At 70.4% G+C, this 16,476-nt stretch carries 13 protein-coding genes; 7 read left to right on the top strand and 6 right to left on the bottom strand.

What is annotated here, in order from left to right; translation table 11 throughout:
- Window positions 1-76 precede the first annotated feature (76 nt).
- The 5 genes from WA675_RS18470 (at window position 77) to WA675_RS18450 (ending at window position 10,036) form a co-directional block, all read left to right on the top strand.
- A complete protein-coding gene (locus tag WA675_RS18470; protein WP_442945668.1) occupies window positions 77-796 on the top strand; it encodes a hypothetical protein in 720 nt (239 codons plus the stop codon).
- Complete coding sequence (locus tag WA675_RS18465; protein ID WP_336085835.1) at window positions 793-1,764, top strand: ATP-binding cassette domain-containing protein; 972 nt, start codon at window positions 793-795, stop codon at window positions 1,762-1,764. The genes WA675_RS18470 and WA675_RS18465 overlap by 4 nt, the downstream gene beginning before the upstream one ends.
- On the top strand, window positions 1,761-2,543 hold the full coding sequence (locus WA675_RS18460; RefSeq protein ID WP_336085834.1) for an ABC transporter permease subunit: 783 nt from the start codon (window positions 1,761-1,763) through the stop codon (window positions 2,541-2,543). Before WA675_RS18465 ends, WA675_RS18460 begins: the two co-directional genes overlap by 4 nt.
- Window positions 2,543-6,142 carry an ABC transporter ATP-binding protein gene (locus tag WA675_RS18455; RefSeq protein ID WP_336085833.1) on the top strand — a complete coding sequence of 1,200 codons (3,600 nt, stop codon included), beginning with the start codon at window positions 2,543-2,545 and terminating at the stop codon, window positions 6,140-6,142. Before WA675_RS18460 ends, WA675_RS18455 begins: the two co-directional genes overlap by 1 nt.
- 126 nt (window positions 6,143-6,268) lie before the next feature.
- A complete protein-coding gene (locus WA675_RS18450; protein WP_336085832.1) occupies window positions 6,269-10,036 on the top strand; it encodes a multifunctional oxoglutarate decarboxylase/oxoglutarate dehydrogenase thiamine pyrophosphate-binding subunit/dihydrolipoyllysine-residue succinyltransferase subunit in 3,768 nt (1,255 codons plus the stop codon).
- A 208-nt stretch (window positions 10,037-10,244) separates the two neighbouring features.
- Here the strand turns inward: WA675_RS18450 and WA675_RS18445 are convergent, their stop codons facing one another.
- The 5 genes from WA675_RS18445 to WA675_RS18425 form a co-directional block, all read right to left on the bottom strand.
- A complete protein-coding gene (locus tag WA675_RS18445) occupies window positions 10,245-10,868 on the bottom strand; it encodes a hypothetical protein (RefSeq protein ID WP_336085830.1) in 624 nt (207 codons plus the stop codon).
- The gene (locus WA675_RS18440; RefSeq protein ID WP_336085829.1) at window positions 10,865-11,527 is read right to left on the bottom strand and encodes a hypothetical protein; all 663 of its coding nucleotides are present in this window, start codon (window positions 11,525-11,527) and stop codon (window positions 10,865-10,867) included. Before WA675_RS18440 ends, WA675_RS18445 begins: the two co-directional genes overlap by 4 nt.
- Before the next feature lie 28 nt (window positions 11,528-11,555).
- A complete protein-coding gene (locus tag WA675_RS18435) occupies window positions 11,556-12,398 on the bottom strand; it encodes a serine/threonine-protein kinase (RefSeq protein ID WP_336085828.1) in 843 nt (280 codons plus the stop codon).
- 180 nt (window positions 12,399-12,578) lie between these two features.
- Window positions 12,579-13,010 carry a DUF4189 domain-containing protein gene (locus tag WA675_RS18430; RefSeq protein WP_336085827.1) on the bottom strand — a complete coding sequence of 144 codons (432 nt, stop codon included), beginning with the start codon at window positions 13,008-13,010 and terminating at the stop codon, window positions 12,579-12,581.
- A gap of 138 nt (window positions 13,011-13,148) precedes the next feature.
- A complete protein-coding gene (locus WA675_RS18425) occupies window positions 13,149-13,511 on the bottom strand; it encodes a hypothetical protein (protein ID WP_336085826.1) in 363 nt (120 codons plus the stop codon).
- Window positions 13,512-13,858: 347 nt separating this feature from the next.
- On the opposite strand from WA675_RS18425, the gene WA675_RS18420 reads away from it, so the two are divergent.
- Window positions 13,859-15,016, top strand: a complete 1,158-nt coding sequence (locus WA675_RS18420; RefSeq protein WP_336085825.1) for a hypothetical protein — start codon at window positions 13,859-13,861, stop codon at window positions 15,014-15,016.
- A 195-nt stretch (window positions 15,017-15,211) separates the two neighbouring features.
- On the opposite strand, the gene WA675_RS18415 is transcribed toward WA675_RS18420, so the two are convergent.
- Entirely contained in the window at window positions 15,212-15,835 is a 624-nt protein-coding gene (locus WA675_RS18415; protein WP_336085824.1) for a hypothetical protein, read from the bottom strand.
- An 84-nt stretch (window positions 15,836-15,919) separates the two neighbouring features.
- On the opposite strand from WA675_RS18415, the gene WA675_RS18410 reads away from it, so the two are divergent.
- Window positions 15,920-16,471, top strand: coding sequence for a TetR/AcrR family transcriptional regulator (locus WA675_RS18410; RefSeq protein WP_336085823.1), 552 nt, complete (start codon window positions 15,920-15,922; stop codon window positions 16,469-16,471).
- The last annotated feature ends 5 nt before the right edge of the window (window positions 16,472-16,476 follow it).

Genomic DNA, 16,476 nt, shown 5'->3' with positions numbered 1-16,476 from the left:
GTCGTTGACATGATGAGCTGTCCCGCACGGAAGTGCCCTACAGTTCGACTCGTTGGGCGAAGAGGAGGACGACGCCGTGTTCAAGAACGCGATCGAAAAGGCCGTGGTCGATGTACTCGACACCGGTTCCAGGCTGCAGGCGCCCGCCGTGCGCCGGTATGTCGCATTCCTCCGTGAACGCCACCCCGGGGAAAATCCCGCCCAGATCGTGAACCGGCTGGAGAAGCAGTACCTGCTCGCCGTCACCGGCAGCGGTGCCGCGGTGGGTGCCACCGCGGCCGTGCCCGGTGTCGGCACGCTGGCCGCGCTCAGCGCCGTCGGCGCGGAGACCGCGTTCTTCATGGAGGCCTCGGCCCTGTTCACGCTGGCCCAGGCCTATGTGCACGGCATCGAGCCGGAGAACAAGGAGGCCCGGCGCGCGATGGTGCTGGCGGTGGTCCTCGGCGACACCGGCATGGCGATCGTGCAGAAGGGGCTGCGCACCTCCTCGAAGAACTGGGCGGGCGCGCTGGCGGGCAAGGTGCCCGGCCTCGGCGCCATCAACAGTTCGCTGCTGCAGCAGTTCATCAAGCGTTTCATCACCAAGCGCGCCGCGCTGATGGCGGGCAAGGTGCTGCCCGCGGGGATCGGCGCGGCCATCGGCGGCGCGGGCAACCGGGCCCTGGGCAAGGTGACCATCGACAACGCGCGCAAGGCCTTCGGGCCCGCCCCCGCGCGCTGGGCCACCCCGCTGCACAACGTGATCGACGCCGACCCGCTGCCCGCGCTGGACGCCGCCGAGGTGAACAACCGGTGAGCGCGGGCCGCGGTGACGCCGTCCGCGTGCGCGGTGTCGGGAAGCAGTTCGTGCAGGCCGTCGCCGTCGACGGGATCGATTTCGCGGTGCCCGCCGGGTCGGTGACCGCGCTGGTCGGGCCCGCGGGCGCGGGCAAGTCGACGGTGCTGCGGATGGTGCTGGGTCTGCAGCGGCCGACCAGCGGCGCGATCGAGATCGGCGTGCCCGGTTCCGGTCCCGCCGCGCTCGGCGCGGTGCTGACCCCGCGCGGACTGCATCCGGCGCGCACGGTGCGCGATCAGCTGGCCTGCTACGCGCCGGTGGTCGGGGCGTCGCGGCGGCGGGTCACCGCGGTGCTCGAGCACACCGGGCTGGCCGCGGTCGCGCAGAGCACGGTCGAGCGGCTGCATCCGGTGCAGCAGACCAGGCTGGCCCTGGCCATCGCGCTGCTGGCCGATCCCCCGCTGCTGGTGCTCGACGATCTGTTCGCCGGGGCCGACGGCCTCGAGCGCGGCTGGCTGTCCGGTCTGCTGCGCGGGCACGCCGAGCGCGGCGGCGCGGTGCTGGTGAGCGCCGACACCCTCGCCGATGTGGTGGCGGTGGCCGATCAGCTGGTGGTGCTCAGCGAGGGCGCGGTGGTCTGGCAGGGCACGCCAGCCAAGCTGCGCCGCGGCCATCCCGACCGGCTGGTCGTCGCCGCGCAACCGTCCATCGCGCTGGCCACCGCGCTGGCCGCGCAGGGCTTCACCGACGCGGTCATGCGCCCGGACGGGCGCCTGGCGGTGGCCGAGGCGAGCGAGGCCACCATCCGGTCGGTCGCCGCGGCCGCCCAGGTGCGGATCGGCAGCATCGTGTCCGACCCGATCCATCCCGATCGGGTGCTGGCCTCGCTGACCAAACCGCGCAGGCACGCCCACCACGCCCCCACCCCGCCCGTGACTCCCGGCGGCTTCGCCCCGGCGCCGACCTCGTATGGGATGCCCCGATGACCGCTGTGCTGCCCGCCGACCTGCTGCCCGGTGCCGAGACCGAGGCGCGCAAGATCCTCGCCGTCCCGCGCGTGCGGCTGCTGCTGGGCGCGCCGGTGGTGCTCGCGCTGGTCGGCACGCTGATCACGGCGCTGATGTCCGGGCCCGCCGATCCGACGGGTCAGCCCGCGACCGGCGCCGCCACCATCGGGCTCTACCTCGGGATGATCGCGGTGTTCACCGCGGCCGCCCTGCTGGGCATCGCCGCCACCGGCGGCGAGTACCGGCACAAGACCATGGCGCTGTCGGTGCAGCTCTCCCCCGACCGCGACCGGCTCGTCACCGCGAAATACCTGGTGACGGCCGGGTTCGCGCTGGCCACCGCGGTGGTCGCCGAACTGGTGAGTTTCCTGGTGCTGCTGGCGGCCGGGCGCGGCAAGTTCGAGCTCGGCTGGCAACTGTTCGAGGTGCTCGGCGCGGGACTGTTGGTCGCGATGTGCTGGGCCGTGCTCGGCGCGGGTACCGGGCTGCTGCTGCGCACCCTGAGCGGTGCGATCTGGCTGGTGCTCGGCTGGGCCTTCGTGCTCGAGCCGCTGATCTGGCTGGTGGCCAAGGGCTTCGGCGCGGGCGGGATGGCGGCGATCCTGCCGGTGTCGGCGACCGTCGCGGGCGTGAGCGCCGGGTCATTCCAGGAGGCCGAGGTCTTCGCGCCGACCCCGGCCGCGCTGGTGGTGCTGGTGCTGTGGACCGCCGCGGTGGGCGCCGCCGGATGGTGGGACCTGCGCACCCGCGATCTGTAGTGCGCGCGGAGGCGGGCTGGATCCGCAGGCTCTGGCGGCTGTGCCTGGGTCATCCTCGGCTGCTCGCGGGCATCGTGCTGTCGGTGCTGGCCGGGGCGGCGGTCGCCATCGCGGCGCCGCTGGCCACCAAGCGCGCGGTCGACGCCGCCGAGGCGGGCGACACCGCGGTGATCGGCGGCGCGGCGGCCCTGCTGGCCGGGCTCGCGGTGGCCCGCTTCGGCGCCACCTTCGCGCGCAGGCTGTGGGCGGGCAAGCTCTCGCTCGAGGTCCAGCACACGCTGCGCGTCGCGCTGCTGGCGGCGCTGCAACGGCTCGACGGTGCCGGGCAGGACGCGATCCGCACCGGTCAGGTGGTCTCGCGCTCGATCACCGACCTGCAGCTGGTCCAGGGCCTGCTGGCGATGGTGCCCTGGTCGGGGCTGGCCGTCTTGCAGTTCGTGCTCTCGGCGGTGGTGATGGTGTGGCTGAGCCCGCCGCTGGCCCTGGCCGCGCTGCTGGTGGCCCCGGCCATGGCGGTGGTCGTGCTGCGGCTGCGGCCCCGGCTCTACGCGGCGACCTGGTCGGCCCAGCAGCGCGCGGCGGACCTGGCCGAACACGTCGAGCAGACCGTCACCGGTGTGCGCGTGGTGAAGGGCTTCGGGCAGGAAGCCCGGATGGTCGACATCCTCGAGCGGCACAGCCGCGAGCTCTACGCCGAACGGCTGCGCGCGGCCAAGATCAATGCCCGCTTCGCGCCGGTGGTGTCGGCGCTGCCGCAAGCGGGGCTGGTCGCGGTGATCGTCGTCGGCGGGCTGCTGGCCCGGCACGGCGCCATCGGTGTCGGCACCTTCCTGGCCTTCACCGCCTACCTCGCCACCATGACCGCCTCGGCCCGCACCATCACCTCGGTGGTGATCATGGGCCAGCTCACCAAGGCCGCGGTGGACCGGGTGTTCCAGGTGATCGACGCGGCACCGGTGCTCGTCGACCCGGACCGGCCGGTCGCGCTGCCGGAGGGGCCGCTGGGGATCGAGTTCGAGGGCGTGCGCTTCGGTTTCGATCCCGAGCAGCCGGTGCTGCGCGAGCTCGATCTCACCGTGCGTCCCGGCGAGACGGTGGCGATCATCGGCCCGGCCGGTTCCGGCAAGTCGACCCTGTCGCTGCTGCTACCCCGCTTCTACGCCCCCGACGCGGGCCGGATCAGCCTGGTCGGCGCCGACGGCTCCCGCGCCGACCTGGCCGACTTGCGTGCCGGGGACCTGCGCGGCGCGCTCGGCGTGGTCTTCGACGATCCGTTCCTGTTCTCCGACACCATCGCCGCCAATATCGCCCTGGGCAGCCCCGAGGCCACCGACGCCGAGATCCGGGCCGCGGCCACGGCGGCCGCCGCCGACGAGTTCATCACCGCGCTGCCCGAGGGCTACGACACGGTGATCGGCGAACGCGGCCTGACACTGTCCGGCGGGCAGCGGCAGCGCATCGCGCTGGCCAGGGTGCTGCTCACCCGCCCACGCGTGCTCGTCCTCGATGACGCCACCTCCGCCGTCGACGCCGTCACCGAGGCCGAGATCTTCCGCAGGCTGCCCGACCGCGGCGGGCGCACCACGCTGATCCTGGCCCACCGCGAGTCCACGCTGGCCCAGGCCGACCGCGTCATCCGGCTGCCCGCGCCCGTCGCGGCGGCCCTGCCGAGCGGTGCCGCCGCCGACCGCCCGCGCATCGACCTCGGCAAACCCCGGTCGATGTCGGCCACCGCCACCGAACTCAGCGAGACCCCCGAACTGCGCGCCGCCGTCGCCGCCCTGCCCCCGGCCACCGAACCGCCCCGCCTGCCCGGCGACCTGCGCGCACCCCAGCCCGAGTTCGGCCTGCGCGCGCTGCTGCGGCCGGTGCGCGGGCTGGTGCTCGCGGTGATGGCCCTGCTCGCCGCCGACGCGCTGATCGGCGTCGCCTTCCCGCCGCTGGTCCGCTATGCCATCGATACCGGCGTCACCGCCGCCGACGACACCGCGCTGGTCCGCGCCGGGCTGGCAGGTGTCGGGCTGGTGCTGGCCGGGCTGGTCGTGGGCGCGGCCGTCACCGTGCTCACCGCCCGCACCGGCGAACGGGTGCTGTTCGGCCTGCGGGTGCGCAGCTACGCGCAGTTGCAGCGGCTGGGCCTGGACTACTACGAGCGCGAGCTGTCCGGCCGGATCATGACCCGGATGACCACCGATGTGGACGCCCTGTCGACCTTCCTGCAGACCGGCGTCGCGACCGGCCTGGTCGCGGTGATCACCCTGCTGGGCGTCGCGGTGGGCCTGGTGTTCATCGATGCCGGGCTGGCCCTGGTGGTGCTGGCCACCGTGCCGCCGATGCTGCTGGCCACGCTGGCCTTCCGGCGGGTCTCGTCGAGCGCCTACACCGTCTCCCGGGAGCGGGTCTCGGTGGTCAACGCCGATTTCCAGGAGAACATCGCCGGGCTGCGGGCGGTGCAGGCCGCGCGCACCGAGCCGGTCGCCGCGCGCCGCTTCGCCGAGTACTCGCACCGCTATCGCGACGCCCGCATGCGCGCCCAGCGCGCCATCGCGGCCTATTTCTCCTTCGGCCTGGCCTGGGCCGATCTGGCGCTGGCCGTGGTGGTCTATCTCGGCGCCACCGCCGTGGCCGACGGGCGCACCACCACCGGCACGCTGGTCGCCTTCGTGCTGTATCTGGGTTTGCTGTTCAGCCCGATCCAGGAGCTCTCGCAGGTCTTCGACGGCTATCAGCAGGCCAGGGTGGGCCTGCGCCGCATCGGCGACCTGCTGCGCACCGAGTCCTCGATCGTGCCCGATCCGCCCGATGCCGTGCCGGTGGCCCGCCTCGACGGCGAGATCGAGTTCGACGAGGTCGCCTTCCGCTATCCGGGCGCGCCCACCCCCGCGCTCGACGGTGTCTCCTTCACCGTCCCGGCGGGCGCCACGCTGGCACTGGTCGGAGCGACCGGCGCGGGCAAGTCGACCATCGTGAAGCTGCTGGCGCGTCTCTACGACCTTCCCGACGACCCCGCTGCGGGCGCGATCCGGGTCGACGGGGTCGATTTACGTAAATTTGTGCTCACCGACTACCGGCGGCGGCTGGGAATTGTGCCTCAGGAAGCTCACTTGTTCACCGGCGACGTGGCGAGCAACATTGCATTCGGGCAACCTTTCGCCTCGGCAGTGGACATCGGCACCGCGGCCGCCTCCGTCGGCGCGGCGGAAATGATCGACGGATTACCCCGGAAAATGGACCAGCCGGTCGGTGAACGCGGGCGCGGATTGTCCGCCGGACAGCGTCAGCTGATCGCCCTGGCCCGCGCCGAACTGGTCGATCCGGACCTGCTGCTGCTCGACGAGGCGACCTCCACCCTCGACCCGGAGACCGAGACATCGGTGCTGGTAGCGAGCCGATCGCTGGCCAGGGGCCGGACCACCGTGGTGGTCGCGCACCGGCTGTCCACCGCGGCGCGCGCCGACCTGATCGGCGTCATCGACGCGGGACGTGTCATCGAGTTCGGGACCCACCGGGAACTCCGCGACCGCGGCGGCCGTTACGCGCGACTCTGGGCGGCGGGTGCCGAAGCCGAGGGAATACTGTCGGCGCGGGACCGGTCGTAGGTGAGGAGATCGGGTCAGTAGCAACGTCGATATGCCGCTGGGCATATGCTCGGTGAGGGCGCATCGGCAGCCATCCGCTGATACCCCTGCCGGGCACGTCACAAACGTCGCAGCGCGAAGAACGAAATGAGGCGAACACCAGCTGTGAGCAGCTCAACTTCCCAGTTCGGACAGAACCAGTGGCTAGTCGACGAGATGTATCAGAAGTTCAAACAGGACCCGTCCTCGGTCGACGCGAGTTGGCACGAGTTCCTCGCGGATTACACCCCGGAAGCGAGCGCCGAATCCGGTAGCAGCCCGGCACCGGTCCCCGCCGCCGCTCCGGCCGCCGCCGCGGCTCCCACTCCCGCGCCGGTTCCGGCCGCCGCGCCCGCTCCCGCGCCCAAGCCCGCGGCCGCCGCCCCGGCGCCCGCGCAGGCTCCGGCGCCCAAGGCCGCGACCGCGCGCGCACCGCAGACCACCCCTGCCCCGGTGTCGAACGCACCGGCCACCGCCGCACCCAAGGCCGCCGCTGCCGCCGACGAGTCCAAGGTGCTGCGCGGCCCGGCCGCCGCGATCGCCAAGAACATGTCGGCCTCGCTGACCATCCCCACCGCCACCTCGGTGCGCGCGATCCCGGCCAAGCTGATGATCGACAACCGCCTGGTGATCAACAACCACCTGGCCCGCACCCGCGGTGGCAAGATCTCGTTCACCCACCTGCTGGGCTACGCGATCGTGCAGGCGGTCAAGGCGTTCCCGAACCTGAACCGCCACTTCGCCGAGATCGACGGCAAGCCCAACGCGGTCACCCCCGCGCACACCAACCTGGGCCTGGCCATCGACCTCGCGGGCAAGGACGGCAACCGTTCGCTGGTCGTGGCCGCCATCAAGGGCACCGAGGACATGAGCTTCGGCCAGTTCCACGGCGCCTACGAGGACATCGTCCGCCGCGCCCGCGAGGGCAAGCTCGGCGCCGACGACTTCGCCGGTGTCACCATCTCGCTGACCAACCCGGGCACCATCGGCACCGTGCACTCCGTGCCGCGGCTGATGCCGGGCCAGGGCGCGATCATCGGCGCGGGCGCCATGGAGTACCCGGCCGAGTTCCAGGGCATGAGCGACGAGCGCATCGCCGATATCGGCGTGGGCAAGCTGATGACGCTCACCTCGACCTACGACCACCGCATCATCCAGGGTGCCGAGTCGGGCGATTTCCTGCGCACCATCCACAACCTGCTGATCTCCGACGAGTTCTACGACGAGATCTTCCACGGCCTGGGCGTGCCGTACGAGCCGGTGCGCTGGCGCAAGGACATCAGCGAGCGCGGCGTGGACAAGAGCGCCCGCGTGCTCGAGCTGATCGCGGCCTACCGCAACCGTGGTCACCTGATGGCCGACACCGACCCGCTGCGCCTGGTCAAGGACAAGTTCCGCAGCCACCCCGACCTCGATGTCACCGAGCACGGGCTGACCCTGTGGGACCTGGACCGCACCTTCAACGTCGCTGGTTTCCACGGCCAGGAGCGGATGAAGCTGCGCGATGTGCTCTCCATCCTGCGCGATGCCTACTGCCGCCACGTCGGTGTGGAGTACACCCACATCCTCGACGTCGAGCAGCTGCAGTGGATCCAGGACCGGGTCGAGCAGAAGCACGTCAAGCCGACGGTCGCCCAGCAGAAGTACATCCTGAACCGGCTCAACGCCGCCGAGGCGTTCGAGACCTTCCTGCAGACCAAGTACGTCGGCCAGAAGCGCTTCTCGCTCGAGGGCGCCGAGGCCGTCATCCCGATGATGGACGCCACCATCGACCAGTGCGCCGAGCACTCGCTCGACGAGGTCGTCATCGGTATGCCGCACCGCGGCCGCCTCAACGTGCTGGCCAATATCGTCGGCAAGCCCTACTCGAAGATCTTCACCGAGTTCGAGGGCAACATGAACCCGGCCGCCACGCACGGCTCCGGTGACGTGAAGTACCACCTCGGCGCGCAGGGCCAGTACCTGCAGATGTTCGGCGACAACGAGATCGAGGTCTCGCTCACCGCCAACCCCTCGCACTTGGAGGCGGTCGACCCCGTGCTCGAGGGTCTGGTGCGCGCCAAGCAGGACCTGCTCGACAAGGGCGATGGCCCCGAGGGCTTCTCGGTCATGCCGCTGATGCTGCACGGTGACGCCGCGTTCGCCGGTCAGGGCGTGGTCGCCGAGACGCTGAACCTGGGTGGCCTGCGCGGCTACCGGGTCGGCGGCACCATCCACATCGTGGTGAACAACCAGATCGGTTTCACCACCGCGCCGGAGAACAGCCGCTCCACCGAATACTCCACCGACATCGCGAAGTTCATCGGCGCGCCGATCTTCCACGTCAACGGTGACGACCCGGAGGCCTGCGACTGGGTCGCGCGCCTGGCCGTGGACTTCCGCCAGAAGTTCCGCAAGGACGTCGTCATCGACCTCGTCTGCTACCGCCGCCGCGGGCACAACGAGGGCGACGACCCCTCGATGACCCAGCCGGAGATGTACGACGTCATCGACACCAAGCGTTCGGTCCGCAAGGCCTACACCGAATCGCTGATCGGCCGTGGCGACATCTCCATGAAGGAGGCCGAGGACGCGCTGCGCGACTACCAGGGGCAGCTCGAGCGCGTGTTCAACGAGGTCCGCGAGCTGGAGAAGTACAGCCCGGAGCCCTCGGAGTCGGTCGAGGACGACCAGAAGGTGCCTGCCACCGTGCAGACCGCCGTCGACAAGTCGATCCTGCAGCGCATCGGCGACGCGTTCAACACCCCGCCGGACGGCTTCAATGTGCACCCGCGCGTCAAGCCGGTGCTGGAGAAGCGCCGCGAGATGGCCTACGAGGGCAAGGTCGACTGGGCCTTCGCCGAACTGCTGGCCTTCGGCTCGCTGATCGACCAGGGCCACGACGTGCGCCTGACCGGTCAGGACTCGCGCCGCGGCACGTTCACCCAGCGCCACGCGGTGATCATCGACCGCATCAACGCCAACGAGTACACCCCGCTGCACAACATCGGCTCGGAAAAGCCGGGCTGGTTCGCGGTGCACGACTCGGCGCTGAGCGAATTCGCCGCCGTCGGTTTCGAATACGGCTACTCGCTGGGTAACCCGAACGCCCTGGTGCTGTGGGAAGCCCAGTTCGGTGACTTCGTCAACGGCGCGCAGTCGATCATCGACGAGTTCATCTCCTCGGGTGAGGCCAAGTGGGGCCAGCTGTCCGATGTGGTGCTGCTGCTGCCGCACGGCCACGAGGGCCAGGGTCCCGACCACACCTCCGGCCGCATCGAGCGCTTCCTCCAGCTGTGCGCGGAGGGCTCGATGACGGTGGCGGTGCCGTCGACTCCGGCGAACTACTTCCACCTGCTGCGCCGCCACGCGCTCGACGGCATCCGCCGTCCGCTGATCGTCTTCACCCCGAAGTCGATGCTGCGCAACAAGGCCGTGGTGTCCGACATCAAGGACTTCACCGAGTCGAAGTTCCGTTCGGTGTTCGACGAGCCCACCTACGAGCAGGGCATCGGCGACACCGCCAAGGTCAAGCGCATCCTGCTGACCTCCGGCAAGCTCTACTACGAGCTCGCCGCCGAGAAGGCCAAGCACAAGCGCGAGGACGTGGCCATCGTCCGGGTCGAACAGCTCTACCCGATCCCGACGTACCGCCTCAACGAGGCCCTGGCCAAGTACCCCAACGCGACCGATATCGCCTGGGTCCAGGAGGAACCGGCCAACCAGGGCGCCTGGCCCTTCTTCGGCCTCAACCTCCCCGAGGTCCTGCCCGACCACCTCGGCAAGCTCCGCCGCATCTCGCGGCGCGCCATGTCGGCCCCGTCCTCGGGTTCGTCGAAGGTCCACGCCGTGGAACAGGCCGAGATCATCGCCGAGGCCTTCGAACCGACCAGCTGATCGGTTTCCCCTCACGCCCGACGCCGGGTGGATCCTCCGATCCACCCGGCGTCCGCCGTTTCCGGGCGCGAGCCCTGTGGTGTACACACATCGGTGTACGCCCGCCGCGCGCTGCGCTCGATCCCACAGCAAGTTGATCATTCTCGTAGTCACAGCCGGTCACCGCCGCGACATCTACGAGTAGTCGCCTCTTCGAGCCCGGGCCGGTTCAGGCCAGTAGATGGCGCATCACCGCGCGGACGTGCTGTTCGGTCAGCCGACGGAGTTCGGTGCTCGTGATCCGGTCGCTCGTGACCACCAGGGTGGTATCGACTTCCAGATTCTCGTCGAGGACGCCGATGCGTACCTTGGTCGGCGGTCTGCCGAACGACGCGGTCTCCGCTGCCACGAAGGCGGCCTCGCCGAGGCCGGTCAGGTACTCGAAGCTGACGTCCGGCTCGGCGAAGCTGTTGCCGACGAGGTCCTTGAACTGATCGTGGGACCGCCGCCGATCCCCGTCCGGCCGGGTGACCCGCACATTCAGCGACACATGGAGATCACCGAATTCACCGGCACAGTAGCCCTTCGTCGCGGTGTCCTGCCGCCACCCGGCACTGCCGTGCCTGGCCAGTTCCGCCAGGTCCATCAGCTCGCAGTAGTTCCCACTGCCGTGGTCGCGGTACTTCTGCGAACCGGGAGTGTCGATCGGGGTTCCGGGTATCGGTTCCGTCGGTTCGGCGGTGGTGGCACGTCCAAGCCACATCGCGGCCGCGATCACCACGACCACGACGAGCGCGCACGCCGAGACCGCTGTCGCGAGCCACCGCAGCGCGGGCCGGTTCCGGGATGTCATGCCAGGCGCTCCCACATCGTTCGGCCCTGATGTTCACAGGCGGTCGCGAGGTCCGCTTCTTTCACGTCCGATTCCTCGGCGGTCGTCAGCCGGACGGAGACGACGACGTTGTCGTCCATGAGGCCGATATCGCAGGTGGCACCGTATGGATACGTGGGTGCGCGCACATAGAAGTACGAGTCGTCGCCGAGGCCGAGGCGGCGGTCGGCCGACAGCGTCCCCGCGGAGCCGCGCGCCCACTCCAGGGCGGCCTGGTAGAAATGCGATGGCCTGCGGCCGTCGTTCACCACCCGGACCAGGACGGTGACGGCCGCGTAGCGCCAGCCGATCGAGCAGTGATGACTGGAATACGGATCGGAGTCCGTGGATTCGGAGTGAATGGGCGGCCGACCCAGCGACCCGCCGAACTCGCCGATCGCCGAGGTGTCGATGAGCTCGCAGGCATTCCCGACACTCTGTGTGGTGTAGACGCGCGGGTTCTCCCCCCGGACCAGGTCGGTGGTCGTCATGACCACGAGCAGCACGACGGTCGCCATCGTCAGCAGGGTGGTGAGCACCCACGGCACGAGCGGAATACGCCGCCGCGCAGCCTGTTCCGGCTCCGCACCGCGCGGCACCACGACCCCGGCATCCGGGAAACCGGCGTGTACCGGCACCACGGTGGTGGCGAACCGCGGGTCCGGGCGATCATTCGGCGCGACGGTCGCGAAGGCACGGCTCGCCGCGGAGGCGAGGGCGGCGCAGGTGACGAATCGGTCCTCCGGGCGTTTCGCCATGGCGGTCGCGATCACCCCGTCGATGGCGGCGGGCAGTTCGGGGCGCAGATCGCTCGGACGGGGCGGGGGGTGCGCCGAGGTGCGCGGCGATGACGGCGGCCTGGTCGCCGCGCGGGAAAGGTGTTCGGCCGGTGAGCAATTGGAACAGCGTGCAGCCGAGGGAGTAGATGTCGGCCCGATGGTCCACCGTGGAACCATGGAACCGTTCGGGTGCGGCGTAGGCGAAGGTCGCCGCCATCCCGGACAGGGTGACGGTGTCGTCGAGCGTGCGGGCGATACCGAAGTCGGTGAGCAGCGCCGTTTCCCGGCCCGCCGCGTCACGTTCGACGAGCAGGTTCGCGGGTTTGACGTCGCGATGCAGCACACCCTGTTCGTGCGCGAAGTCCAGCGCCGCGGCGGCGCCCTGGATCAGGCGCAGGGCGCGGGCCGGGTTCAGCCCGCCGGGCTCGGCCTCGAGCAGACCGATCGCGTCCCCACTCGCGACATATTTCATCGACAGCCACAGCACCGGGTCCTGCGGACCGCTGCGATCGTAGACGGAGACGATATTGGGATGCTCGAGCCGCGCGGCGACCGTCGCCTCACGCTCGAAGGCGTTGCGCGCCTTGCTGTCCAGTGACAGCCCGTGGCCCAGCACCTTGATCGCGATGCGGCGGTTCAGCCGCGGGTGCTCGGCGAGATACACCGCGCCCATCCCGCCGGTGCCGAGGAGCCGTTCGATCGTGTAACCGGCGAACAGTGTTCCGCGTTCCACCCCTGCCCACCTTCTACCGCCGCCATCCAGGGCGCGACATCGCTCGGCACCCCCGGGTCGGATCGAATCTAGGTGCCCGCGATGGTCCGGGCAACTCGCGTCCCCTGGTGGGCCACTGCACGACACACCCGGTGCGGGCCGACGCGATTCACCCGGCGTTCGCCGTATTCGGCCGGTCGGTCAGTGCGCGTTCGCCGTGCACAGCACGTCGACGACCTCGGTACCACTGAGCTGGGAGGACCCGAAGTTGGCCAATCGCGCGACTGGGACGTGTTCCGACATGTTGTCGATGGCCTTGCGAATCGCCTCGCTACGGGTGGGTCCCGATGCGCCCGTGACCCATCCTTGGTCGCTCCACACCAATGCCCCGCACCCGTTGGCCCACGTCATGACCTGGCAGTCCTCCCCGCCACCACACTGGTCCCGCACGGAAGCGGCCGCCTCCTCCGCACTGGGCCAGTCCACCGCAGACCAGCTCTCCCACTGCTGTCCGCTGAACGCGTACGCCCCCCACAGATCGCCCGCCGCGTCCGCCGAACCCGCACCGAGCACCGACCCGGCCGCAAGGCCCACCGCCACCACCGCAGCGCCGACCTTACCGATGAAACTCATCCGAAAACCTTCTCCTCTTACCCAGTCCCGAGGATCGGAACCGCATAGCAAACCACGAATTCCTCAGTCCCACAACTTCTTTGGTGACCGATTGCCGCGGCCTCCGCCTTGCCGAGGCGCGGGACGCGTTGCCGCCGTTCAGCGACCGCCGATGAACTTCTCGGCGGGGATGAACAGCTCATGGCCGGAATCGAAGCGGAGACGGACGCCTTCCGGAAGCCAGTCGACCGCGGCGAATTCCAGGTTGTCGGTGGCGGTGAAGTCGACGCGGACGAAGTGGCCGTAGGACAGGGAGGGGTCGCGGCCGGAATAGATCTCGTGGTGGCGGTCCCTGCCGAGCAGGGTGCGCGTCTCGTAGATCGCCACGTAGTGGGTCGACCCATCGGCGTAGCTGACCGTATCCGGCTGCCGGTTCTGGTCGACGACGCGGTGCGGGTGGATCTGGCTGTCCAGCACCATGACCACCGCCAGTACCAGCAGCCCGAGAACGAACCCGATCACGGCGGGGACCAGGCGGTTGCCGCCACCTCCCGCTCTCGCGCGCCCCCGAATGCCTCCCACCGGGACAACACTAGACGCGCACCGAGCCGACGGCCCTACCGTGGCGCACAGGGATCAGGTACCGGGGCGATCCTTCGGTACCGCCGACCGGATCGGACCTCAGGTCGCGCGTCTCCCGCGGACGTACGCCGCCGCCGGGGAGGTCCCGCTCGCCGGTCCGATCGAAACCGGAGGCGCACGCAGGGGGCAGCTCCTCGCGCGCACTGACAGAGTTCTCTTATCCGGCTGCCCGGTGCGGCTCACGGTGAGCCGGTAGTGTCCGCCGGACGGACGGGACAGGAGTCGGGATGACGGGCACACGGAACGGGTATCTGCTGGTCGGCGCGGTGGCGTCGATCGGGGCGGGGGCGGTGCACTTCCTGGCGGCGGGGATGCACACCGAGCACGCGACGCTGGCGCGGCTGATGGTGGTGCTCGCGGCGGCGCAGTGTGTGGCCGGGCTGCTGGTGCTGGTGGTCGAGCGCAAGGTGGTGGCGCTGTCGGTGCTCGCGGTGAACGCGTTCGCGGCGGCGGTGTGGGTGTTCACGCGGTTCGCCGATGTGCCGTGGATCGCCGGATTGACCGCGGAGGCACCGCAACTCGCCGATACCGTGTGTGCCGCGCTGGGTGCGCTGGCCGTGGTCGCGGTGGGGATCGGGCTGGTGCGGCCCGGGGCGAGCCTGCCGCCGCTGCGTTCCGGTATCGCGGCCGCCGCCGTCGGTGTGCTGGCCCTCGCCGCGATGCTCAACGGTGTCGGGCACGTGCACAGTCACGGCGACGGCGACCACGCGCACGCGGCGGGTGACGACCACTCCCACGGCGACCACCCCGACACCGGCGACGCCTGGCCGCGCCCGTTCGATCCCGCCCAGCCGATCGATGTCTCCGGCGTTCCCGGCGTCACCGCTGAGCAGGAACAGCGCGCCGCCGCCCTCATCCGCAGCACCCTGGACGGCCTGCCCGCCTTCGCCGACGTGAACACTGTCGGCGCGCTCGGCTTCCGTTCGATCGGCGACTCCGCCACCGGCTACGAGCATTACATCAACACCGGCTATATCCGCGACGACGCCTTCCTCGACGCCACCCGACCGGAATCGCTGGTCTACCGCGTCGACGGCACCCAGCGCACGCTGGTCTCGGCCATGTACATCGCCAAGGGCAAGAAGATCGACGACCCCGACCTCGTCGACTACGGCGGCGCCCTCATGCAGTGGCACGTCCACGACAACCTCTGCTGGCGCGCGGGCGACAACGGCCCCCAGGTCGCGGGCGTCACCGACGAGCAGGGCAACTGCCCGCCCAATTCGATCAACCCCGGCGCGGGCAACCCGATGGTCCACGTCTGGATCGCGCCCCACCAGTGCGGCCCCTTCGCCGCCCTCGAAGGCCACGGTGCGGGCCAGGCATCCACCGACGGCCGCCGCACCGACACCTGCGCCCACGACCACGGCAGCGGCCACAAGTAACCGACCAAGGATCACGCCGGTCGACCTGCCGGTGCGGGGCCACAGCCATACCGACACCAGCGGCATCCTGCTCCGGCGCGAACCCGCCGACCTACCACGCCAAGCGCCTGTCTTCGGACTCGGCGCGGTCTGCCGCCGTTCTGACGCCCGAGGCGGCGCCCACCTCCGCATGCCCTGGCTGGGTCCGCCGCTGTCCTAACGGTCGTCATGTGCCCCGGTCCGGCGGAGCGCCGCGATCTCCGCGCGGATCGCCGACACGGCCGCGCCCGGGTCGTCGGCCCAGAAGGCGATGATCGAGGTGGTGAACTCGCCCTGCGGTGTCACGAAGGTGCGCGGTCGGGTCAGATCGACGCGGATATTCGTCGAGCTTCCCGCGACGACGGCGAGCGTAGTGCCGTTGAGCTGCACGGACTTTCCGCCGTCGTAGCCGCTCAGGTCCCGGTGGACCGCGCGGACTTCGGCCAGGGGGAGGTCGAGCCGGGTGCGGCGCAGGTAGCGCACCCGCAGGCGCTCGGCGGTGAGCACATGGGGATAGACGTGGTGGGCGGCGATCATGCCGAGCATCAACAGCACTCCCCAGATACCGAGTACCAGCGCGACGATCCGCACCGGCGCCCACGGGATGAGGAAGTGCACGGCCGGGATCTCGATCGCGCTCACCGCCAGAAACGCCCACAGCACAGGGGATTCCGCGCCCGCGTAGCGAATCGGGGCACCGTCGGCGGTGTCGGGCCTGCGGGTGAGCGCCCGCGCGAGACTCACCCACATATCCGTTTCCAGCCGGACGAAGCCCAGGCCGAGCCGCCACATCGCACGCATCGAACCCTCCTTTGCAATACAAATGCATTGTAAAGATGAGCGGGGGCATATGGCAATACGAACGCATCGTGAAAAGATGGCGGGATGCCGAAACGGGTGGATCACGAGGCGCGACGGGCGGCGATCAGCGACGCGGTCATGCGACTACTCGCGCGCGACGGACTCGAAGCCATCAGCCTGCGCCATGTCGCCGCCGAGGCGGGCGTCTCAGCAGGGCAGGTGCAGCACTATTTCCCCAGCAAGGACTCGATGATGGAGTACGCGGCAGGCGCCATCGCCGAACGGATCGCCACCCGCGTCGCCACCGCGGGCCCCGACCCCGACCTGCGCCAGATCCTCACGGCACTACTCCCCACCGACGCCGACTCGGCCGCCGACGCCCGCAGCCTCATCGGCTATCTGGCCTTCGCCTCCGTCCGCCCCCAGGTCGCCGCGACCATGGCCACCAATGGCCGGTCTTTCCGCGACCATCTCGCCGCAATGCTCCCCGACCACCCCGATTCCACCACCGCCGCCGACACCCTCCTCGCCCTCCTCGACGGCCTGGCCCTGCACGCCACCCTCGGCCAGATCTCCCCCGCCCGAGCCCACACCCTGCTCACCGCCGCGATCGATGCCGCGATCGCGCAGCGCTGAATCGG

The sequence above is a fragment of the Nocardia sp. SSK8 genome, from assembly GCF_037034205.1.
Lineage (GTDB): Bacteria > Actinomycetota > Actinomycetes > Mycobacteriales > Mycobacteriaceae > Nocardia.
Note: the sequence above shows the minus strand (reverse complement) of the source record. Positions and strands in the feature narration are given on the sequence as shown.